Raw genomic sequence first — 22,905 nt, forward strand, 5'->3', positions numbered from 1 at the left:
TTATGGAAAATCTAGCGTTAATTGATTCTTTTTCAGAATTTAAAGACGATAAATTAATAGATCGTGTAACGTTAATGGCGATTTTAGAGGATGTTTTTAGAAATGCCTTAAAGAAAAAATTTGGAGATGATGATAATTTCGATATTATTATCAATCCGGATAAAGGTGATTTGGAAATATGGAGAAATCGTGTAGTAGTAGCTGATGGTGAAGTTGAAGAGCCTAATCAGGAGATTTCATTAAGTGAAGCACGTAAAATCGAGCCTGATTTTGAAGTGGGTGAAGATGTGTCTGAAGAAGTGAAATTAATAGATTTAGGTAGACGTGCAATTTTAGCATTACGTCAAAATTTAATTTCGAAAATTCACGAACACGATAATACAAACCTATACAAGCAGTTTAAAGACTTAATTGGAGATATTTATACTGCAGAAGTGCATCATATTCGTCATAGAGCCGTAATTTTGTTGGATGACGAAGGGAATGAAATTATTTTGCCTAAGGAAAAACAAATTCCGTCTGACTTTTTTAGAAAAGGAGATAACGTAAGAGGAGTTATAGAAAATGTGGAGTTAAAAGGAAGTAAGCCGGCAATCATTATGTCGCGTACATCGCCTTTATTCCTTGAAAAATTATTCGAACAGGAAATTCCAGAAGTTTTTGATGGTTTAATTACGGTTAAAAATGTAGTTAGAATTCCTGGTGAAAAGGCAAAAGTAGCTGTAGATTCTTACGATGACAGAATAGATCCTGTTGGAGCTTGTGTTGGGATGAAAGGTTCCAGAATTCATGGCATAGTTCGTGAGTTAGGTAATGAAAATATAGATGTAATAAATTATACAACCAACTTACAGTTGTTTATTACTAGAGCTTTAAGTCCTGCAAAAGTAACGTCAGTTAAAATTGATGAAGAAAATAAACGTGCAGAGGTTATTTTAAAGCCGGAAGAAGTAAGTAAAGCTATTGGTCGTGGCGGACATAATATCCGTCTAGCTGGTCAGTTAACCGGTTATGAGATTGATGTGTTTAGAGAAGGTGCTGAAGAAGATGTGGAATTAACAGAATTCTCAGACGAAATAGATGCTTGGATTATAGAAGAGCTAAGCAAGGTTGGTTTAGACACGGCAAAGAGTGTTTTAGAACAAGATGTAGAAGATCTTGTGAAAAGAACCGATTTAGAAGAAGAAACAATTAACGAAGTTATTAGAATTCTTAGAGAAGAGTTTGAAGAATAACTTATATTTGGAGTATATTAAAGGCAATTTATGGCTGAAACAATTAGATTAAATAAAGTTTTACGTGAGTTAAACATCTCTATCGATCGTGCAGTAGATTTTTTAGATTCTAAAGGCATTAGTGTCGATAAGCGTCCTACTACAAAAATTTCTCAGGAAGTTTATAATGTGCTTTCTGGTGAATTTCAAACAGACGCTAGTAAAAAGGTGGCATCTCAAGAGGTAAGCGAAGCTAAACTTAAAGAAAAGGAAGCCTTAAGAGAAGAACGCGAGCGTGAACTTGAAGCAAAACAGAAAGAAGAAGAAGCGAAGAAGGAGCAAATCGTTAAAGCCAGAACTACACTCTCAGGTCCGAAGCAGGTTGGTAAAATAGATTTGGAAGCTAAATCTTCAAAACCAGCGCAACCAGAGGTTAAGAAAGAAGAGCCTGTACAACCAAAAGTAGAAAAGGAAGTTCCTAAGGAAGCACCGGTAGAAATCAAGAAGGAAGAAGTTAAAGCTGAAGCGCCTAAAGCGGTTACTCCAGAGCCTGAAAAGGAAACAGCTCCAGAGCCTGTTAAGAAAGAAGCGCCTAAAGTGGAAACTCCAACGAAGGAAGAAAAACCGGAACCTAAGCAGCCAAAAGTGGTTACACCTCCAGTAGAACAGAAAAAAGCTGAGCCTGTTAAAAAAGAACAGCCTAAAGCGGAACCGGAAAAACCGGCAGAAGAAGAGCATTTAAAAACGCAGTATCAAAAGCTTACAGGGCCTAAAATTGCGGGTGAAAAAATTGACCTTTCTCAGTTCAATAAGCCTAAAAAGAAACCTGTTGCAAAGACAGCTCAGGATAATGCTGCCAATAAAAATAAAAAGAAACGTCGTCGTATTAGCAAACCTGGAGATCAAAACCAAAACACCAACACTGGTGCGAATAATGGACCGGGACGTGGTGGTAACGATCGTTTCAAAGGTAAAAAAGGACCAGGTCAGCCAAGACGTCCTATTATTAAGGAGGAACCTAGCGAAGAAGAAGTACAAAAGCAGGTTAGAGAAACCTTAGAAAAACTTCAAGGTAAATCTAATAAAGGAAAAGGAGCTAAGTACCGTCGAGACAAGCGTGATTCTCACAGAGAGCAAAGTCAGAAGGACGCCGAGCAACAGGCAGCAGAAAGTAAAATCCTTAAAGTTACAGAGTTTGTTACCGCAAGCGAAGTAGCTACTATGATGGATGTTTCTGTTACGCAAATTATTTCTGCCTGTATGTCTTTAGGTATGATGGTAACCATGAACCAAAGACTAGATGCCGAAACTTTATCTATAGTAGCAGAAGAATTTGGATATCAGGTAGAATTTGTAACAGCAGATATCGAAGAAGCGATTGAAGTTGTAGAAGATAAAGAGGAAGATTTAAAATTAAGAGCTCCTATCGTTACAGTAATGGGGCACGTAGACCACGGTAAAACGTCGTTACTAGATTATATCCGTAAGGAAAATGTAATCGCTGGTGAATCCGGAGGTATTACGCAGCATATTGGAGCCTATGGTGTAGAATTAGATGGCGGTCAAAAAATAGCCTTCTTAGATACACCAGGTCACGAGGCCTTTACAGCTATGCGTGCGCGTGGTGCACAGGTTACCGATATAGCAATTATTGTGGTTGCTGCCGATGATGATATTATGCCGCAAACAAAAGAGGCAATATCTCATGCTCAGGCTGCAGGTGTACCAATCGTATTTGCTATTAACAAAATAGATAAGCCTCATGCGAATCCGGATAAGATTAAAGAAGGATTAGCACAAATGAATTTGTTGGTTGAAGATTGGGGAGGAAAAATTCAATCTCACGATATTTCAGCAAAACAAGGAACAGGGGTTAAAGAATTATTAGAAAAAGTATTATTAGAAGCTGAATTATTAGAGCTTAAAGCAAATCCGAAGAAAGCTGCTTTAGGTACTGTAGTAGAAGCTTTCTTAGATAAAGGTCGTGGTTATGTGTCTACTATATTAGTACAGGCCGGTACATTAAGAATTGGTGATTATGTGTTGGCAGGTCAGCATAGTGGTAAGGTAAAAGCCATGCATGACGAACGCGGACACGATGTTGTTGAAGCTGGACCATCAACACCAGTCTCTATTTTAGGATTGGATGGTGCGCCTCAGGCTGGTGATAAGTTTAGTGTTTTTGAAGATGAGCGTGAAGCCAAGCAAATTGCAGCAAAACGAGCGCAATTACAACGCGAGCAGTCTGTACGTACACAACGTCATATTACACTTGATGAAATCGGACGTCGTATTGCATTAGGTGACTTCCAGGAATTAAATATTATTCTTAAAGGTGATGTTGATGGTTCTGTTGAAGCCTTAACAGATTCCTTCCAGAAATTATCAACAGAAGAAATTCAAGTGAACATTATTCATAAAGGAGTAGGTGCTATTACCGAAAGTGATGTCTTATTGGCTTCAGCTTCGGATGCGATTATCATCGGATTTAATGTACGTCCGATGGGTAATGCCAGAATGATTGCTGATAAGGAAGAAATTGATATCAGAACATATTCTATCATCTACGACGCGATTAACGATCTTAAAGATGCGATGGAAGGTATGTTGTCTCCAGAATTAAAAGAGGAGATTACGGGTACGGCAGAAATTAGAGAAATCTTTAAAGTTTCTAAAATTGGTTCTATTGCCGGATGTATGATTACTAACGGGAAGGTTTATAGAAATTCTGGAGTACGTTTAATTCGAGAGGGTGTAGTCGTTTATACCGGAGAATTGGCATCGTTGAAACGTTTTAAAGACGATGTTAAAGAAGTGTCTAAAGGATACGATTGTGGTATGCAGATTAAAAACTATAATGACATCAAGGAAGGAGATATTATAGAAGCATTCCATGAAGTAGAAGTGAAAAAGAAATTGAAATAAATTTCGATACTATTATATTATAGAAAAGGCGACCATTTGGTCGCCTTTTTTTTGTTGTGTTTTTTGTAGTTTTAAATGGTCTTTTTAGGTTTAAATATAAAACCATTGCTAAAGCTTTCTTTAATCTCCAATAATGCTCTATCGGCTTCCAGACGGGTTCTAAAACTGCCGACCCATATTTTGTAGTTTGGGGTTTCGTAAACCAGAGTACTGTTCCACTTATCGAATTTCTGATTATATTCCTTTTGTACTTTTTCAGCTTCGGCACGTTTTCCCGAGTAGATTTGAATCTTATAACGGTTAGAAGCGTTCTCATCCTTATCCATTTGCTGCTTAACTTCCAGCAATCGGGTTATTTTCTTGTCTTGTTTCAGGGCAACAGAACCTTCTTGCGCAAAGGTTTTAGTACTTATTAGCAAAACACCGGCAAGTGCTAATGTACTTATCTTAAATTTCAATAATTTCATTTTCAAGTAATTTAATACAAAGGTAAATGGAAATGCCTTAATTTTATTATATTTTTTTATTTAGAATTTCTCTAAATTAGGTATTAACACTTCTGTAACATTTTTCAAATCGACTTTAAATGTTACTTTTGTTCGAAATTTTTATAACTGTATTTTTCTTAATTATAGATGGAAAAAGAGTACCAAAGTTTAGAAGTTAACTCAGCTAAAAATATGAAACAGGTGATACACTGTAAATTGAACAAAGGCATTTTTCGTTTAGGTTTAATTATTTTACTTGCATTTACAACCTCACTTTCTGCACAGGAAGGTGATCCGGCAAAAGGAAAAGCGTTGTTTAATTCTAATTGTGCGGCTTGTCACCAATTAGATAAGAAAATGACTGGTCCTGCTCTTAGAGATGTGGAAGCAAGATTAGGAGATGAAGGTTTGGATAGAGACTGGATTCATTCATGGGTAAGAAATAGTTCAGGTTTAATTAAATCTGGAGATGCTTACGCGAATAAAATCTTTGATGAATATAATGGTGTTCCGATGACAGCGTTTCCACAGCTTTCAGACGAGGATATTAGTAATATTTTAGCTTATACTGCTGAAAAGAAAGCTGAGCCAGTTGCAGCTGCTGTGCCTGTAGGAGGTGCTGCTGCGTCTGCTAACTCAAACGATGGAATTTCTAACCAAATTATTTTAGGAGCTTTAGTTCTTTTGTTTGGTTTATTGGCTATGGCCTTAATTTTAGTGCGTCAAACCTTAAATCGTTTTGCAGATGCTAAGGGTGTAGTTGTAGAAGAATCTGCACGTATGCCGTTATGGAAGGCTTTTGTTAAAAATCAATTTTTGGTTTTAGTGTCTTCAATCTTCTTATTATTGGTGGGAGCTTATTTTGCTTACGGTTATTTAATGCAGATTGGTGTGGATCAAGGATATCAGCCTGTACAGCCAATTCACTATTCTCACAGAATACACGCTGGTGATAATGGTATAGATTGTAAATACTGTCACTCTTCTGCAAGAGTAAGTAAGCAATCAGGTATTCCATCATTAAACGTGTGTATGAACTGTCATAAATCTATCTACGAGGTAGCTCCTGAAACTGCAACTGCAGAACATAGTAAAGAGTTCTATGATGGTGAAATTAAAAAATTATATAAAGCTGTAGGTTGGGACGATGTAGAGCAAAAGTATACTGGAGAAACTATGCCTGTAAAATGGGTGCGTATCCACAACTTACCAGATTTCGTTTACTTTAACCACTCTCAGCACGTAACTGTTGCAGGTGTAGAATGTCAGACATGTCATGGTCCGGTTGAAGAAATGGAAGTAATGTATCAGCATGCGCCATTAACTATGGGTTGGTGTATTAACTGTCACAGAGAAACAAATGTAAAAGTTAAAGACAACGATTACTATACTAAAATTCACGAAGAATTATCTAAGAAGTACGGAGTAGAGGAGCTTACAGCTGCGCAAATGGGTGCTTTAGAGTGTGGTAAATGTCATTATTAAAATATTAAACAAGAAGTAATTCAATTATACAATATGTCATCAAACAAGAAATACTGGAAAAGTGTTGAGGAGCTAGACCAAAATAGCTCTATTGTTGAGGCGCTAAAACAAAACGAATTTGTTGAAGAAATTCCTACAGATGAGTTTTTAGGTGATAAAGCTTCGCTTGAGTCATCTTCAACAAGTCGTCGTGATTTCTTAAAATATGTTGGTTTTAGTACAGCAGCCGCTTCGCTTGCAGCTTGTGAAGGACCAGTAGTCAAGTCGATTCCTTATGTGGTGCAGCCGGAACAAATAATTCCTGGTGTAGCCAACTATTATGCAACTACTATTGCCGATGGTTTCGATTTTGCAAGTGTTTTAGTAAAAACGCGTGAAGGGCGTCCTATTAAAATTGAAAACAATGCCTTAGCAAAAACTCACGGTAGCGCAAATGCCAGAGTTAATGCTTCCGTTTTAGGGTTGTATGATAGCTTAAGAGTACAAGGGCCGTTAAAAGACGGTAGTCCTATTTCTTGGAGTGATTTTGATGCAGAAGTTACTTCACAATTAAACGCTATAGCAGGTTCGGGAAAAGAAATTGTGTTATTAACACAAACTTTTGCCAGCCCGTCTACAAGCAGATTAATTGCGCAATTCAAAGAAAAATTTGGTAATGTTCGTCACGTAGTATACGATGCAGTTTCTGAATCTGCTGCGTTAGACGCGTATCAGGCAAAATATGGTCGTAGAGGTTTAGCTGGGTATAACTTTGCTAAAGCCAGTACGATTGTTTCTGTTGGAGCTGATTTCTTAGGAGATTGGCAAGGTGGTGGATTTGATGCTGGTTATGCTAAAGGACGTGTGCCTCACGAAGGTAAAATGTCTCGTCATATTCAGTTCGAGTCTAATATGTCTTTATCTGGTGCTAATGCAGATAAACGTGTGCCTTTAACACCAACACAACAAAAAGTAGCACTTGCTAAATTGTATAGTTATGTTGTTGGAAGTTCTGTTGGTGGCCAATTACCAGAGCAAATAGAGTCAACTGTAAAAGCTGTAGCTGCCGAATTAAAATCAGCAGGTAGAAATGCTGTGGTTGTAACAGGCTTACAGGATGTAAATGCTCAGGCTTTAGTGTTAGAAATTAACGAAGCACTACAGAGTAAGGCATTCCAACCTAGAATTCCGATTTTAACAAGACAAGGTAACGATAAAGCTGTAGCGCAATTAGTATCAGACATGAATGCTGGTAAAGTTGGAGCTCTTATCATGAGTGGTGTAAATCCATTATATACCTTACCTAATGCTTCTGCTTTTGCTGAAGGATTAAAGAAAACAACTTTAAGTGTAACGTTCTCATTAAAATCAGATGAGACGTCTTCGAAAACACAATATATTGCTGCTGCTCCTCATTATTTAGAAGCTTGGGGAGATGTAGAGCTAAAGCGTGGTCATTACGCTTTAACACAGCCAACTATCCGTCCGTTGTTTGATACAAGACAATTCCAGGATGCTTTATTAAAGTGGACAGGAAGTTCAGTTTCATATCACGAATATATTAAGGATACCTGGAACAGTTCTGTCTTAGGAGGTGCTTCATTTAATCAGGCTTTACATGATGGTTCGTTTATAGCAGGTCCTGTTGGAGCTTTAGTAAATGGAATATCTACTGAGACTATTGAAGAAACTACTACGGTTTGGAAAGACAAAAAAGACAGAACCAAGGTTGGAGAAATGCTTCACGATGCAGCTGTTGCTGTAGGACTTTCAAAAGAAGATCAGTCTGGTTATGTAACAAGTACTAATTCTAAAACAGTTGGAACAGGTGCAGATGGAATGGCATTAGCTGCTATTTCTGGTGCCGAAGCAGCGTCTAAACTAGTTGCTTCTGCTAAGACAGAAGGATTGGAATTAGTGTTATATACTAAAACTGGTATGGGTGATGGTCAACAGGCTAATAACCCTTGGTTACAGGAATTCCCTGATCCAATTTCGAGAACATCTTGGGATAACTATTTAACAGTTTCTAAAGCAGATGCTGAGGCTCTAGGATTGAAAAACTGGCATGTTGCCAATGGAGGTCTTAACGGAAGCTATGCGTCTGTAACAGTTAATGGTGTTACTTTAGAGCGTGTTCCTGTATTAATTCAGCCAGGTCAGGCTAAAGGCTCTGTAGGTTTATCTTTTGGATACGGTAGAACTGCAGGTTTAAAAGACGAAATGAAAACTGGTGTAAATGCATATGCATTATATCAGGATTTTAATACAATTCAGAATGTAAGTGTAAGCGCTGTAGCAGGAGAGCATGAATTTGCCTGTGTACAGTTACATAATACATTAATGGGACGTGGAGACATTATTAAGGAAACAACCTTAGAAGTGTTTAATACTAAAGATAAGGCGGTGTGGAATGCTATGCCGGTAGTATCTTTAAACCACGTTGAAACTCCGGTAACTTCTCCGGATGTAGACTTATGGGATGAGTTTGATCGTTCAATAGGACATCATTTTAACTTATCTATCGATTTAAATGCTTGTACTGGTTGTGGTGCTTGTGTTATCGCTTGTCATGCAGAGAATAACGTTCCTGTTGTAGGAAAGAGTGAAATTCGTCGTAGCCGTGATATGCACTGGTTACGTATTGACAGATATTACTCTTCAGAGGAGTCATTCCTTGAAGATGATGAGAAGAAAGATAATATTTCTGGTTTAGGAAGTTCCTTAAGTGAGTTTGGAGAAATGGAGCATGCTTCAGAAAATCCACAGGTCGCTTTCCAACCGGTAATGTGTCAGCACTGTAATCACGCACCTTGTGAAACTGTTTGTCCTGTAGCGGCAACATCACATGGTCGTCAGGGACAAAACCATATGGCGTATAACCGTTGTGTAGGTACTAGATATTGTGCTAACAACTGTCCTTATAAAGTACGTCGTTTTAACTGGTTCCTTTATAATGGTAACGATGAGTTTGATTATCATATGAACGACGATTTAGGTCGTATGGTATTAAACCCGGATGTTGTTGTACGTTCTCGTGGTGTTATGGAAAAATGTTCTATGTGTATTCAAATGACACAGAAAACTATTCTAGACGCTAAACGCGATGGTCGTGTAATTAAGGATGGTGAATTCCAAACAGCATGTTCTGCAGCTTGTAGTAGTGGTGCTATGGTTTTTGGAGACATTAACGATAAAGACAGTAAGGTAGCACACCTTAAAGAAGATAATCGTATGTATCACTTATTAGAGCATGTAGGTACAAAACCAAACGTGATCTATCAAACGAAAGTGAGAAATACAAAAGAAGCATAATAACGAATCAAGAAATAATTATAAAAGGATATGGCGTCTCATTACGAAGCACCTATTAGAAGACCTTTAGTTACAGGCGAAAAATCATACCACGATGTATCTGTGGATGTAGCAAGACCTGTAGAAGGAAGAGCAAATAAACAATGGTGGATAGTTTTCTCTATTGCCTTAGTAGCCTTTCTATGGGGATTAGGATGTATTTTATACACAGTATCAACAGGTATTGGAACCTGGGGTTTAAACAAAACCGTAGGTTGGGCCTGGGACATTACAAACTTTGTTTGGTGGGTAGGTATTGGTCACGCGGGAACATTAATCTCGGCAGTACTTTTATTATTCCGTCAAAAATGGAGAATGGCAATTAACCGTTCTGCAGAGGCGATGACTATCTTCTCGGTAGTTCAGGCAGGTTTATTCCCTATTATTCACATGGGACGTCCATGGATGGGATATTGGGTGTTACCTATACCAAACCAATTTGGTTCGTTATGGGTTAACTTTAACTCACCATTACTTTGGGACGTATTTGCGATTTCTACCTATTTATCTGTATCCTTAGTATTCTGGTGGACAGGTTTATTACCAGACTTCGCAATGTTAAGAGATAGAGCTATTAAGCCATTCCAAAAACAAATTTATTCTATTTTAAGTTTTGGTTGGTCTGGTCGTGCTAAGGACTGGCAACGTTTTGAAGAAGTATCTTTGGTATTAGCTGGTTTGGCTACACCACTTGTACTTTCTGTACACACGATTGTATCGTTTGACTTCGCAACGTCTGTAATTCCTGGATGGCATACAACTATTTTCCCTCCATACTTCGTTGCTGGAGCGATTTTCTCTGGATTCGCCATGGTAAATACTTTACTTATTATTATGAGAAAAGTGTGTAACCTTGAAGACTATATTACTGTACAGCACATCGAATTAATGAACATCGTAATCATGATTACTGGTTCTATCGTTGGTGTGGCTTATATTACGGAGTTATTCATTGCTTGGTACTCTGGTGTGGAGTACGAACAATATGCGTTCTTAAACAGAGCAACCGGACCTTATTGGTGGGCATATTGGGCTATGATGACTTGTAACGTATTCTCTCCACAGTTCATGTGGTTTAAGAAACTTAGAACAAGTATTATGTTCTCGTTCTTTATCTCTATCGTGGTAAACATAGGAATGTGGTTTGAGCGTTTCGTAATTATCGTAACATCATTACACCGTGATTATTTACCTTCGTCTTGGACTATGTTCTCTCCAACATTTGTAGATATAGGGATATTTATCGGAACTATAGGATTCTTCTTCGTATTGTTCTTATTATATTCTAGAACATTCCCTGTTATTGCTCAGGCAGAGGTTAAGACTATTTTAAAGTCTTCAGGAGAGCGTTACAAGAAGATTAGAGAAAGAGGAGAAAGTTTAGTAGGTACTGGAGCAGATCCAAGAACATCTGGAACTTCAGCTAATAATTCAAATAATTAAGAGTAGCATATGGAATCTTCAAAAGTTATTCACGCTATTTATACCGACGATGATGTTTTAATGTCGGCTGTTAAACAAGTAAGATCAGCGAAACATCACATTGATGAAATATATACACCTTTTCCAGTACACGGACTAGATAAGGCGATGGGGTTAGCGCCAACGCGTTTGGCAATCACAGCGTTTATTTACGGATGTATTGGATTAACTGTGGCAACGACTATGATGAATTTTATCATGATAGAAGACTGGCCACAAAATATTGGAGGTAAACCAAGTTTTAGCTACTTAGAGAATATGCCGGCATTCGTGCCTATTATGTTCGAATTAACGGTATTCTTTGCAGCCCACTTAATGGTTATTACTTTTTATTTAAGAAGTAGAATGTGGCCTTTTAAAAGTGCTGAAAACCCGGATCCAAGAACAACGGATGATCACTTTTTAATGGAGATCCCTGTACATAATAATGAGGCTGAATTGTCAGAATTGTTGAAACAAACAGGAGCCGTAGAGATTAATTTAGTAGATAAAGCGCATTAAAACAGACCAATGAAAAGCTTAACAAAAATAATTGCAATAGCCGTAGTTTTAATTTCTGCAGTGTCTTGTAAAAAAGATAGCAGACCAAACTATCAATTCATGCCTAACATGTACGAATCTGTAGGGTATGAAGCGTATAGTGAGTCTACTGCGTTTAGAAATGGAGTAGAAGCTCAGTTACCTGCAGACGGTGCTGTAGCCAGAGGGCATTTGCCTTTCGATTTCGCAAACGATGCAGATGGATTTGCTTTAGCCAAAGAAACTTTAATGAGCCCTTTAGATTCTACTGCTATAGATTTAAACAGAGGTAAAGATCTTTACAACATTTACTGTGGTATTTGTCATGGTAATAAAGGTGATGGTCAGGGTACCTTGGTAAAAAGAGAGAAGATTTTAGGGGTTCCTAAATACGATGATGCTGGTAGAGCAATCACAGCTGGTAGTATTTATCACACTATTTTTTATGGTAAAAATGCTATGGGTTCGTATAAAAATCAGTTGAACGAAGAGGAGCGTTGGCAAGTTGTTGCTTATGTACTTCAGTTAAAAGCGGATTTAGAAAAGTAAGTCGATAAGATAAGATTATATATAGATATGTACACATTTTCAAATAAATTAAGGACATTTTCTTTCGCACTAATAATTTTAGGAATATTAGGTGTGGGATATGGTTTTATGTCTTCTCATAAATCTTTAGATGAAGTAAAAACAATGCTTGCTGAAGAATCGGCTCATCACGGAGGAGGACATGAAGCTGCTGCAACACATGCTGTAGAAGCTCATGATAATCACGGTGAGGCTGCTGCGCACCACGGCAGTGATGCACATGTAGAAGCTGATGCTCATCATGGCGATGAACATGCACAACATGTGCAACATCAGTTAGCGAACAGACCTTGGTCTGCGTTATATGTAGCTGCATTTTTCTTTATGATGATTGCTTTAGGTGTTTTGGCTTTTTATGCCATTCAGTTTGCAGCTCAGGCAGGATGGTCGCCTGTACTTTTTAGAGTAATGGAAGGTATTACAGCGTACTTATTACCTGGAGCTGTTATCGTTTTATTAATTGCGATTGCATCGGGTACAATAGGTCATGCTAATATCTTTGTTTGGATGGACCCTGAAGTTGTGGCTCACGACGAATTAATTCAGGGAAAATCAGGTTGGTTAAATATTCCTGCGTTCGCTATAAGAGGTATTATCTTTATTGCTGGTTGGGTAACATATCGTCATTTTGCACGTATATTCTCTTTAGCACAGGATGAAGCTAGCGATAATTCAAACTTTAAGAAACACTTCAGAATTTCAGCTGCATTTTTAGTATTCTTTATTTATACAGAATCTATGATGTCCTGGGACTGGATTATGAGTGTTGATCCACACTGGTTCTCTACCTTATTTGGTTGGTATGTATTCGCCAGTATGTTTGTAAGTGGAATTACAGTAATTGCTTTAATTACTATCTACTTAAAATCAAAAGATCTTTTACCATTTGTAAACGATAGCCACTTACACGATTTAGCTAAATTCATGTTTGGTATCAGTGTATTCTGGACGTACTTATGGTTTTCTCAATTCATGTTAATCTGGTATTCTAATATTCCGGAAGAGGTAACGTACTTCGTAACTAGAATTGAAGATTATAAATTACCATTCTTTGGTATGTTAGTATTAAACTTTATTTTCCCATTATTAATATTAATGAATACCGACTTTAAACGTATCCCTTGGTTTGTGGTTATGGCAGGTATTGTAATTTTATTTGGACACTATATTGATATTTTCAATATGATCATGCCAGCTACAGTTGGAGATAGATGGTTTATTGGAATTCCGGAAATAGGGGCTATTTTACTTTTTGCAGGGTTATTTATATTTGTTGTCTTTACAGCATTGTCTAAGGCGCCTTTATTAGCTAAAGGAAACCCTTACCTTAAAGAAAGCGAACATTTCCATTATTAATAAGAAATATATAAAGACGAACAACGACAATGACTGCTTTATTAACAATTTTAGTTTTAGTATTTATTTTAGTTGCCATTTGGCAAATGGTTAAAATATTCGATTTATCTCAGGTGGGATTAAGCGAGAATGACCAGGTGGCTACAGATAAAGACAACAGTTTAAACGGATATTTAATGATTGGCTTTTTAGCTTTCATTTATATCATTACTATCGTATCTGTTGTTAAATGGGGAGATTTACCGCTGTTATCAAATGCTGCGTCTGAGCACGGACCTGGAATTGATAACTTAATGATTATCTCTCTAGTAATTATTTTTATAGTTCAAACGATTACGCAATTTTTATTACACTATTTTGCGTTTAAATACAAAGGAGAAAAAGGTAAAAAAGCCTTATTCTTTGCCGATAACAATACATTAGAGGCTATTTGGACTATTATTCCTGTAATTACGCTTGCCGGGTTAATTATTTACGGATTATTCACTTGGACTAGTATTATGAATATTAACGAAGACGACGATCCAATCGTTGTTGAGTTATATGCACAACAGTTTAACTGGAAGGCGAGATACGCTGGAGCGGATAACACTTTAGGTAATGCTAATGTGAGATTAATTGATATCGATAAAGCTAATATCTTAGGTGTAGATGAATCAGATCCTAATGCACAGGATGATATTATCACTTCAGAATTACATTTACCGGTAGGAAAGCCTGTATTATTTAAAATGCGTTCTCAGGATGTTTTACACTCTGCTTACATGCCTCACTTTAGAGCGCAGATGAACTGTGTTCCTGGAATGATTACGCAATTTAGTTTTACACCAACTATTACTACTGCCGAAATGCGTCAGAATCCAGATATGGTAGATAAAGTTGCGCATATCAATAAAATCCGTCAGGAGAACAGTAAAGAATTAGTTGCAGAAGGTGGTGAAGCTTTAGATGCTTACGAATTTGATTACTTATTATTATGTAATAAAATTTGTGGTAAATCGCACTACAACATGCAAATGAAAATTATAGTGGAAACTGAAGAAGAGTACAATGCCTGGTTAAAGGAGCAAAAAGTATTCAAGAATTCCCTAGTTACTAACTAAACACAATAAGACTTTAAAAAACTAATATAAGATTATGTCAGCACACGCAGATACTCACGGTCACGAAGACCACGGACATCATCATCATAAAGAGACTTTCGTTACCAAATATATTTTTAGTACAGATCATAAAATGATCTCTAAACAATATCTAATTACGGGTACTATAATGGGAGTTATTGGAATTATCATGTCCTTAATGTTCCGTTTGCAAATTGCATGGCCAGAAGAACCTAATGTGTTATTTGAGGCTTTATTAGGAAAGTGGGCACCAGAAGGTGTTATGGATGCCGATATTTATTTGGCATTAGTTACAATACACGGTACTATAATGGTATTCTTTGTACTTACTGCAGGTTTGAGTGGTACTTTTAGTAACCTGTTAATTCCGTTACAGATCGGTGCCAGAGATATGGCATCTGGATTCTTAAACATGGTGTCTTATTGGTTATTCTTCTTATCAAGTATAGTAATGATTTCTTCATTATTTGTTGAGGCTGGACCAGCAGCTGCAGGATGGACAATTTACCCTCCTTTAAGTGCTTTACCAATGGCACAGGGTGGTTCAGGAATGGGAATGACCTTATGGTTAGTATCTATGGCCTTATTTATCGCTTCGTCGTTATTAGGATCATTAAATTATGTGGTAACTGTACTTAATTTACGTACAAAAGGGATGTCTATGACCAGATTACCATTAACAATCTGGGCGTTCTTTGTAACTGCAATTATTGGTATCGTATCTTTCCCTGTATTATTATCTGCAGCCTTATTATTAATAATGGACAGAAGTTTTGGAACGTCATTCTTCTTATCAGATATATTCATTCAAGGGGAAGTATTACACTATCAAGGTGGTTCACCAGTATTATTCGAACACTTATTCTGGTTCTTAGGTCACCCAGAGGTATATATCGTAATCTTACCAGCAATGGGACTTGTATCTGAAATTATGGCAGCGAATTCACGTAAGCCTATCTTCGGTTACCGTGCAATGATTGCTTCTATTTTAGCAATCGCATTCTTATCGACCATTGTATGGGGTCACCATATGTTTATCTCAGGTATGAATCCGTTCTTAGGTTCTGTGTTTACATTTACAACTTTATTAATTGCGATTCCATCTGCTGTAAAAGCCTTTAACTGGATTACAACAATCTGGAAAGGTAATATTCAAATGAATGTAGCGATGTTATTCTCTATTGGTTTTGTGTCAACATTCATTACCGGAGGTTTAACTGGGATTATCTTAGGAGATTCTGCTTTAGATATTAACGTTCACGATACGTATTTCGTAATTGCGCACTTCCACTTAGTAATGGGTATTTCAGCATTATACGGAATGTTTGCTGGTGTGTATCACTGGTATCCAAAAATGTTTGGTCGAATGATGAACAAGAATTTAGGATATATTCATTTCTGGGTTACAGCTGTTTGTGCTTACGGGGTATTCTTCCCAATGCACTTTATCGGAATGGCTGGTTTACCAAGACGTTATTATACCAACTCTAACTTCCCGTTATTCGATGATTTAGCAGATGTGAATAAGGTAATTACTATTTTTGCTTTAATTGGTGGAGCATTCCAGATTGTATTCTTATACAATTTCTTCGCAAGTATGTTCTTTGGTAAGAAAGCAACGCAAAATCCATGGCGTTCTACTACTTTAGAATGGACTACTCCAGTAGAGCATATTCACGGTAACTGGCCGGGAGAAATTCCAACTGTACACCGTTGGGCTTACGATTACAGCAAGCCTGGGCACGATGTGGATTTCGTACCTCAGAATGTGCCTTTAAAAGAAGGAGAAGAAGAATTACAACATTAATTGTAGTTTAAAACATATACAAAAGCCTTTTCATGATATTTGAAAAGGCTTTTTCTTTATATTAAGGCTTGTGGTTTATATGAAAAGACTTTTAAGTATTCTTGGTATTTGTGTAATAATTGGTGTTTACTTGTACGAACAGAGACTCAATGATGACTCTGGCATACAAGAGGCTAAGGTTGTTCATTCTCGTGCGAATTTGGAGTCTTTTTTACCTACATCGACAACTGGCCAGGTCGTGGTACATAAATACTATACCTTATCATACAACGAAGCTTATGAGCAGGCAGAATGGGTGGCTTACAGCCTGAAAAAATCTGATTTAAGTCGTGCAGACAGGAAACGTCCTTTGTTTGAACTAGATCCAGAGGTAACAACGGTGTCTGCCGGATGGTGGAATTATAAAAATTCCGGGTTTGATAAAGGACATTTATGTCCTGCAGGTGACAGACGATTTTCCAAAGAAGCCTATAATGAGACGTTTTTAACCAGTAATATTGCGCCTCAAAATCATGATTTCAATGCCGGATTATGGAACGGTCTCGAGCAAAAAATACGGTATTGGGTAAAAGACGCTAATGAATTGATCATTGTTACTGGTGGAGTCCTTCATAACAACTTGCCTAAGATCGGTAAAGAAGGGGTGGCGGTACCGGAATACTTTTATAAAATAGTATTTTTCCCAAACGGGAATAATTCCAGAATGCTTGCCTATTTAATTCCAAATAATCCGAATGCCCAATTTAATTTGAATCATTATATTGTTAGTGTAGACCAGTTAGAAATATTAACGGGTATTGACTTTTTTCCTGGCCTGGAAGATAGTTTGGAAGCAGAATTGGAAAATCAGGAAGACGATACTAACTGGCCATTTATATAAACGCTAAAATTCTTTTACCCTACTTAAATATTGATTTTATTTGTATTTTAATTTAAACGATGAACGAAAACCTGAATCCAAATAAAGAGCGTTTCTCTCCAGAGGAAATGGATGTTGAAAAAGCACTAAGACCCTTATCTTTTAACGATTTTGCTGGACAGGATCAGGTTTTGGAGAATCTAAGCGTGTTCGTGGAAGCTGCAAATCGTCGTGGAGATGCCTTAGATCATACCTTATTTCACGGTCCTCCTGGATTAGGAAAAACAACCTTGGCTCATATTCTTGCAAACGAACTTGGTGTTGGCATAAAAGTCACTTCTGGTCCTGTTTTAGATAAGCCTGGGGATTTGGCAGGGTTACTTACCAATCTGGACGAACGCGATGTGTTGTTTATAGACGAGATTCACCGTTTAAGTCCGATTGTAGAAGAATATTTGTATTCTGCTATGGAGGATTATAAAATTGATATTATGATCGAATCCGGGCCTAATGCAAGAACGGTTCAAATTCATCTTAATCCATTTACACTAATTGGAGCTACAACGCGTTCCGGTTTGTTAACAGCACCTATGCGTGCCCGTTTTGGTATTAGTAGTCGTCTGCAATATTATTCCACCGAACTGTTGTCTACTATTGTAGAACGAAGTGCTGAGATTTTAAATGTGCCTATAGACCAGGAAGCAGCTATCGAAATTGCCGGAAGAAGCCGTGGTACACCGCGTATTGCAAATGCTTTATTAAGACGTGTTCGAGATTTTGCCGAAATTAAAGGGAATGGACGAATTGATTTAGCCATTGCAAAATTCGGTTTAAAAGCTTTAAATGTTGATGCCCATGGTCTTGATGAAATGGATAATAAAATATTAACTACAATCATCGATAAATTTAAAGGCGGACCTGTAGGACTTACAACTTTGGCTACAGCAGTGAGTGAAAGTGCTGAAACCATTGAGGAAGTATACGAACCGTTCTTAATTCAGGAAGGTTTTATTATGCGTACCCCTCGTGGTCGGGAAGTTACCGCAGCGGCTTATAAACATTTAGGACGCACCAAAGGCCCTGTGCAGGGAGGTCTGTTTTAATTCCCGCTAAATTTTCATAACTTTATAAATCTCTTCCTAAGAAATAGTTTCGTTGGTCTATTGTGGATTGAAACCATTTTAATAGCTCAAATTTCTGGGGATTTTCTAATTACCCGGATTATTGTGTAACACTAAATTGTTTGAGTTATGAAAACCTTATGTAGTTTTTTAATCTTATGCCTCATTTGCGCAAATGTAAGTTTTGGCCAGACACAATCTATGAGTGCTCCCGGAGAAGATACCTCCGATGACGTCCTTCATATTTCTAAAGACGATTTTCCAAAAGGGAATCCTGTTAATTATATTAAAGATTGGGGCGGCATGGTAGTAGCTATTAATGAAGCTCCAAAAGGAGCAGATTTTACTCCTGTTTTTAAAGGACAAAAAGATGGATTATGTCAGGTTCCACATTGGGGCTATCTGGAAAAAGGAAAAGTAAAACTGGTTCATAAAGATCAATCCTTTGAGATTGTAAATGCAGGAGAGGTATTTTACATGCCGCCTGGACATACAGCAATAGTAGAGGAAGATTCTAGGTTTATAGACTTTAGTCCGCAAACGGAAATGTTAGCTCTCATAGCCGATATTAATAAAATAATGGCTGAAGAAAAGCACTGATACTATTTAAATTGTAATTTTGGGTTGTGGGAAATAAACAGCGTTATACCAACTTAATTAAAGCCGAAGCTAAACGCCTCGGCTTTTTATCTTGTGGTATTAGTAAAGCTGAATTTTTAGAAGTAGAGGCACCAAGGCTGGAATCCTGGCTTAAGAATAATATGCAGGGCGAAATGCATTATATGGAAAACCATTTTGATAAACGGCTGGATCCTACAAAACTGGTTGAAGGTTCTAAATCTGTTATCTCCTTGTTGTTGAATTATTATCCTGAAAATCTTCAAAACACAGATTCTTACAAGCTTTCAAAATATGCCTATGGCACCGATTATCATTTTGTAATAAAAGACAAATTAAAACGCCTGTTGTACTATATTCAGGAAGAAATCGGAGATGTTCACGGACGCGCATTTGTTGATTCTGCTCCGGTATTAGATAAGGCATGGGCGGCTAAATCTGGTTTAGGCTGGATAGGGAAACACAGTAACTTACTAACACGGCAGGTAGGCTCATTCTATTTTATAGCGGAACTCATTGTGGATCTGGAACTGGAATACGACGGCATTACCACAGAGCATTGTGGAACCTGTAGAGCTTGCATTGATGCTTGTCCAACACAGGCCATAACAGAACCTTATGTGGTTGATGGCAGTAAATGCATATCTTACTTTACTATTGAATTGAAAGATCAGATTCCCACTGAGTTTAAAGGAAAATTCGACGACTGGATGTTTGGCTGCGATGTGTGCCAGGATGTATGTCCTTGGAACCGCTTTTCGCAGGCTCATAGTGAGCCTTTATTTAATCCGCATCCCGAGCTATTAAGTATGACCAAAGGCGATTGGGAAGAACTTACCGATGATGTATTTAAAGCTGTGTTTAAGAAATCGGCTGTTAAGCGCACAAAATTAGCTGGTCTTAAACGTAATATCGATTTTTTAAAAACCGAATAAATACTGTTAATATTGTATTGTTTTTTGCTAAAAAGTACCGTTAAAAAGTTAAAAGTTTAAGGGTGTAGCTAATTTACTATTGCTATCTTTGTCTCAGTACATAACTAATTTTTTTATGAGTAAACAAAGCAAAAGACGAGAAGCTTTAGTATATCATGCTAAGCCAAAACCAGGAAAAATTGCAGTAGTTCCTACCAAAAAATATGCTACGCAAAGAGACTTAGCTTTAGCCTATTCTCCGGGTGTTGCAGAGCCTTGTTTAGAAATTGCAAAAAATACAGAAAACGTTTATAAATATACGGCTAAAGGAAACCTTGTAGCTGTGATTTCTAATGGAACAGCCGTTTTAGGTCTGGGGAATATCGGGCCAGAAGCCGGTAAACCGGTAATGGAAGGAAAAGGCTTACTGTTTAAGATTTTCGCCGATATTGATGTTTTCGACATTGAGGTGGATACAGAAAATGTTGAAGAATTTATTCAAACGGTAAAAATGATTGCGCCGACATTTGGTGGAATTAACCTGGAAGATATTAAAGCGCCCGAAGCTTTTGAAATTGAACGTCGACTTAAAGAAGAGCTTGATATTCCGGTAATGCACGACGACCAGCATGGAACAGCTATTATATCTGCTGCAGCCCTAATTAATGCTTTAGAACTTATCGAAAAGAATATTGAAGAAGTTCAGATTGTAATTAGCGGTGCTGGAGCAGCAGCGATTTCCTGTTCGCGTTTATATCAGGCTTTTGGAGCCAGACGCGAAAATATGGTTATGCTGGATAGTAAAGGCGTTATTCGAGATGATCGTGAAAATCTAACTCCAGAAAAAGCTGAATTCGCTACGCATAAACGTATCGATACACTAGAAGAAGCCATGCAGAATGCCGATGTATTTATTGGTTTATCTATGGCCGATGTTGTAACTCCGGATATGCTACTTACCATGGCCGATAATCCAATTGTATTTGCTATGGCTAATCCTAATCCGGAAATTGCATATCAGTTAGCTGTTGATACACGTGACGACATTATTATGGCAACCGGACGAAGCGATCATCCTAATCAGGTGAATAACGTTTTAGGATTTCCGTTTATTTTCCGAGGTGCCTTAGATGTCCGTGCCACAAAAATTAACGAAGAGATGAAAATGGCTGCGGTAGTAGCCTTAGCTAAGTTAGCAAAGGAACCAGTACCAGAGCAGGTAAATATTGCCTATGGCGAAACACGTTTAACGTTTGGAAAAGATTATATCATTCCTAAACCATTCGATCCGCGATTAATCGCAGAAGTACCTCCGGCGGTAGCTAAAGCTGCGATGGAAAGTGGCGTGGCTAAAGCGCCTATTACAGACTGGGAAAAATATGAAAACGAACTTTTAGAGCGTTTAGGCTCCGACAATAAGTTGCTGAAACTTTTAATTAACAGAGCTAAGTTAAATCCGAAACGAGTGGTTTTTGCCGAAGCAGATAAGCTGGATGTATTAAAAGCCGCGCAAATTGCGTACGAAGAAGGTATTGCCATTCCAATTTTACTGGGCCGTCGTGAGGCGATAAAGGCCCTAATGGAAGAGTTGGAATTTGATGCCGATGTTGAAATTATTGACCCGAAATCCGATCACGAGTTAGAGCGTAAAAACCGTTATGCAAAAGTATACTGGGAACAAAGAAAAAGGAGAGGAGTAACGCTGTATTCCGCACAAAGTATCATGCGTGAGCGTAATTATTTTGCGGCTATGATGGTTAATGAAGGTGATGCCGATGCTTTAATTTCAGGATATTCCAGAGCATACCCAACTGTGGTAAAGCCGGTTTTAGAACTTATAGGTCTGGCCAAAGGGGCAACACGATTGGCAACAACCAATTTAATGATGACACAACGCGGACCGATGTTCTTGAGCGATACTGCAATCAATATCGATCCAACAGCAAAAGATCTGGCTACAATAACAAAAATGACGGCTACGGCGGTTAAGATGTTTGGTCTGGAGCCTGTAATAGCAATGACCTCGTATTCAAACTTTGGGTCGTCTAACAATCCAAATGCGGCAAAAATCAGAGAGGCGGTAAGCTTTTTACACCGTCAGAATCCGGAATTAATTGTTGATGGGGAAGTGCAAACCGATTTTGCTTTAAACAGCGAAATGTTACAGGAAATATTCCCGTTTTCTAAACTTGCAGGAAAAAAGGTTAATACCTTAATTTTCCCTAATCTGGATGCAGCCAATATTACCTATAAACTTTTAAAGGAATTAAATAAAGCCGATTCGATTGGACCTATTATGTTAGGGTTAAGAAAACCGGCACATATTTTACAGTTAGGTGCCAGTGTAGACGAAATTGTAAACATGGCAGCTATTGCTGTAGTAGATGCACAACAAAAGGAAAAACGTGAACACGAATTGGTAGGGGTGGAGTAATTTGAAATGTGAATAATTTTATTACATTTGAAACCTTAACTACCCAAGCTAATGATTTCACATATCCAAGGGAAATTGGTAGAGAAAAATCCGACCAGTGTTGTAATAGACTGTAATGGCGTTGGATATTTTTTAAATATTTCCCTGCATACATATTCTCAAATTCCTGATCAGGAACATTTAAAATTATATACACAACTTTTGGTAAAAGAAGACTCCCATACTTTGTATGGGTTTTCTTCTATTGCAGAGCGTGATATGTTCAACCTGTTAATCTCTGTTAGCGGTATTGGGGCAGGTACAGCTCGCACCATGCTATCCTCATTAACACCTAAACAGGTGCGCGAAGGTATTGCTAAAGAAGATGTGGCTTTAATCCAGTCTATTAAAGGGATTGGAGCTAAAACTGCTCAACGTGTTATTATCGATTTAAAAGATAAAGTTTTAAAGATCTACGATATTGATGAAGTTTCTTTAACTGCAGGCAATACCAACAAAGATGAAGCGTTATCTGCATTAGAAGTTCTTGGTTTTGTTAAGAAACCGGCAGAGCGTGTGGTCGATAAGATTTTGGCAAACCAACCAGACGCCACGGTAGAAACCATTATAAAACTAGCTTTAAAAAATTTATAATCGAT

Annotated in this window: 16 protein-coding genes and 1 pseudogene; 16 read left to right on the forward strand and 1 reads right to left on the reverse strand. The window is 37.6% G+C overall.

Annotated elements, in window-relative coordinates:
* Positions 1 to 2: 2 nt before the first annotated feature.
* Positions 3 to 1,235, forward strand: a complete 1,233-nt coding sequence (gene nusA, locus I3217_RS06520) for a transcription termination factor NusA (RefSeq protein WP_435048946.1) — start codon at positions 3 to 5, stop codon at positions 1,233 to 1,235.
* 30 nt (positions 1,236 to 1,265) lie between these two features.
* On the forward strand, positions 1,266 to 4,139 hold the full coding sequence (gene infB, locus I3217_RS06525) for a translation initiation factor IF-2 (RefSeq protein ID WP_435048947.1): 2,874 nt from the start codon (positions 1,266 to 1,268) through the stop codon (positions 4,137 to 4,139).
* Positions 4,140 to 4,210: 71 nt separating this feature from the next.
* On the opposite strand, the gene I3217_RS06530 is transcribed toward infB, so the two are convergent.
* A complete protein-coding gene (locus I3217_RS06530) occupies positions 4,211 to 4,606 on the reverse strand; it encodes an SPOR domain-containing protein (RefSeq protein ID WP_435048948.1) in 396 nt (131 codons plus the stop codon).
* A 213-nt stretch (positions 4,607 to 4,819) separates the two neighbouring features.
* On the opposite strand from I3217_RS06530, the gene I3217_RS06535 reads away from it, so the two are divergent.
* The 14 genes and pseudogenes from I3217_RS06535 to ruvA all read left to right on the forward strand — a co-directional run bounded on the left by I3217_RS06535 (position 4,820) and on the right by ruvA (position 22,900).
* Complete coding sequence (locus I3217_RS06535) at positions 4,820 to 6,112, forward strand: cytochrome c3 family protein (RefSeq protein WP_435049140.1); 1,293 nt, start codon at positions 4,820 to 4,822, stop codon at positions 6,110 to 6,112.
* A 33-nt stretch (positions 6,113 to 6,145) separates the two neighbouring features.
* Positions 6,146 to 9,406, forward strand: coding sequence for a TAT-variant-translocated molybdopterin oxidoreductase (locus tag I3217_RS06540; RefSeq protein WP_435048949.1), 3,261 nt, complete (start codon positions 6,146 to 6,148; stop codon positions 9,404 to 9,406).
* Positions 9,407 to 9,436: 30 nt separating this feature from the next.
* Positions 9,437 to 10,858 (forward strand): annotated as a pseudogene (nrfD, locus tag I3217_RS06545) (NrfD/PsrC family molybdoenzyme membrane anchor subunit); the annotation flags it as partial.
* 39 nt (positions 10,859 to 10,897) lie between these two features.
* The gene (locus I3217_RS06550) at positions 10,898 to 11,428 is read left to right on the forward strand and encodes a DUF3341 domain-containing protein (protein WP_435048950.1); all 531 of its coding nucleotides are present in this window, start codon (positions 10,898 to 10,900) and stop codon (positions 11,426 to 11,428) included.
* A gap of 9 nt (positions 11,429 to 11,437) precedes the next feature.
* The gene (locus I3217_RS06555) at positions 11,438 to 11,995 is read left to right on the forward strand and encodes a c-type cytochrome (protein WP_435048951.1); all 558 of its coding nucleotides are present in this window, start codon (positions 11,438 to 11,440) and stop codon (positions 11,993 to 11,995) included.
* Between the two features lie 27 nt (positions 11,996 to 12,022).
* Positions 12,023 to 13,390, forward strand: a complete 1,368-nt coding sequence (locus I3217_RS06560; protein ID WP_435048952.1) for a quinol:cytochrome C oxidoreductase — start codon at positions 12,023 to 12,025, stop codon at positions 13,388 to 13,390.
* 29 nt (positions 13,391 to 13,419) lie between these two features.
* Positions 13,420 to 14,493 carry a cytochrome c oxidase subunit II gene (locus I3217_RS06565; RefSeq protein ID WP_435048953.1) on the forward strand — a complete coding sequence of 358 codons (1,074 nt, stop codon included), beginning with the start codon at positions 13,420 to 13,422 and terminating at the stop codon, positions 14,491 to 14,493.
* 34 nt (positions 14,494 to 14,527) lie between these two features.
* The gene (locus tag I3217_RS06570; RefSeq protein WP_435048954.1) at positions 14,528 to 16,321 is read left to right on the forward strand and encodes a cytochrome c oxidase subunit I; all 1,794 of its coding nucleotides are present in this window, start codon (positions 14,528 to 14,530) and stop codon (positions 16,319 to 16,321) included.
* Between the two features lie 79 nt (positions 16,322 to 16,400).
* A complete protein-coding gene (locus tag I3217_RS06575) occupies positions 16,401 to 17,201 on the forward strand; it encodes a DNA/RNA non-specific endonuclease (protein ID WP_435048955.1) in 801 nt (266 codons plus the stop codon).
* 59 nt (positions 17,202 to 17,260) lie between these two features.
* Positions 17,261 to 18,283, forward strand: a complete 1,023-nt coding sequence (gene ruvB, locus I3217_RS06580; protein WP_435048956.1) for a Holliday junction branch migration DNA helicase RuvB — start codon at positions 17,261 to 17,263, stop codon at positions 18,281 to 18,283.
* Between the two features lie 147 nt (positions 18,284 to 18,430).
* Complete coding sequence (locus I3217_RS06585; RefSeq protein ID WP_435048957.1) at positions 18,431 to 18,901, forward strand: hypothetical protein; 471 nt, start codon at positions 18,431 to 18,433, stop codon at positions 18,899 to 18,901.
* A 26-nt stretch (positions 18,902 to 18,927) separates the two neighbouring features.
* Complete coding sequence (gene queG / locus I3217_RS06590) at positions 18,928 to 19,854, forward strand: tRNA epoxyqueuosine(34) reductase QueG (RefSeq protein WP_435048958.1); 927 nt, start codon at positions 18,928 to 18,930, stop codon at positions 19,852 to 19,854.
* Between the two features lie 115 nt (positions 19,855 to 19,969).
* Positions 19,970 to 22,267 carry an NADP-dependent malic enzyme gene (locus I3217_RS06595; RefSeq protein ID WP_435048959.1) on the forward strand — a complete coding sequence of 766 codons (2,298 nt, stop codon included), beginning with the start codon at positions 19,970 to 19,972 and terminating at the stop codon, positions 22,265 to 22,267.
* Positions 22,268 to 22,318: 51 nt separating this feature from the next.
* Complete coding sequence (gene ruvA, locus I3217_RS06600; RefSeq protein ID WP_435048960.1) at positions 22,319 to 22,900, forward strand: Holliday junction branch migration protein RuvA; 582 nt, start codon at positions 22,319 to 22,321, stop codon at positions 22,898 to 22,900.
* Positions 22,901 to 22,905 lie beyond the last annotated feature (5 nt).

Source organism: Formosa sp. S-31, assembly GCF_051172795.1.
Taxonomy (GTDB): domain Bacteria; phylum Bacteroidota; class Bacteroidia; order Flavobacteriales; family Flavobacteriaceae; genus Formosa.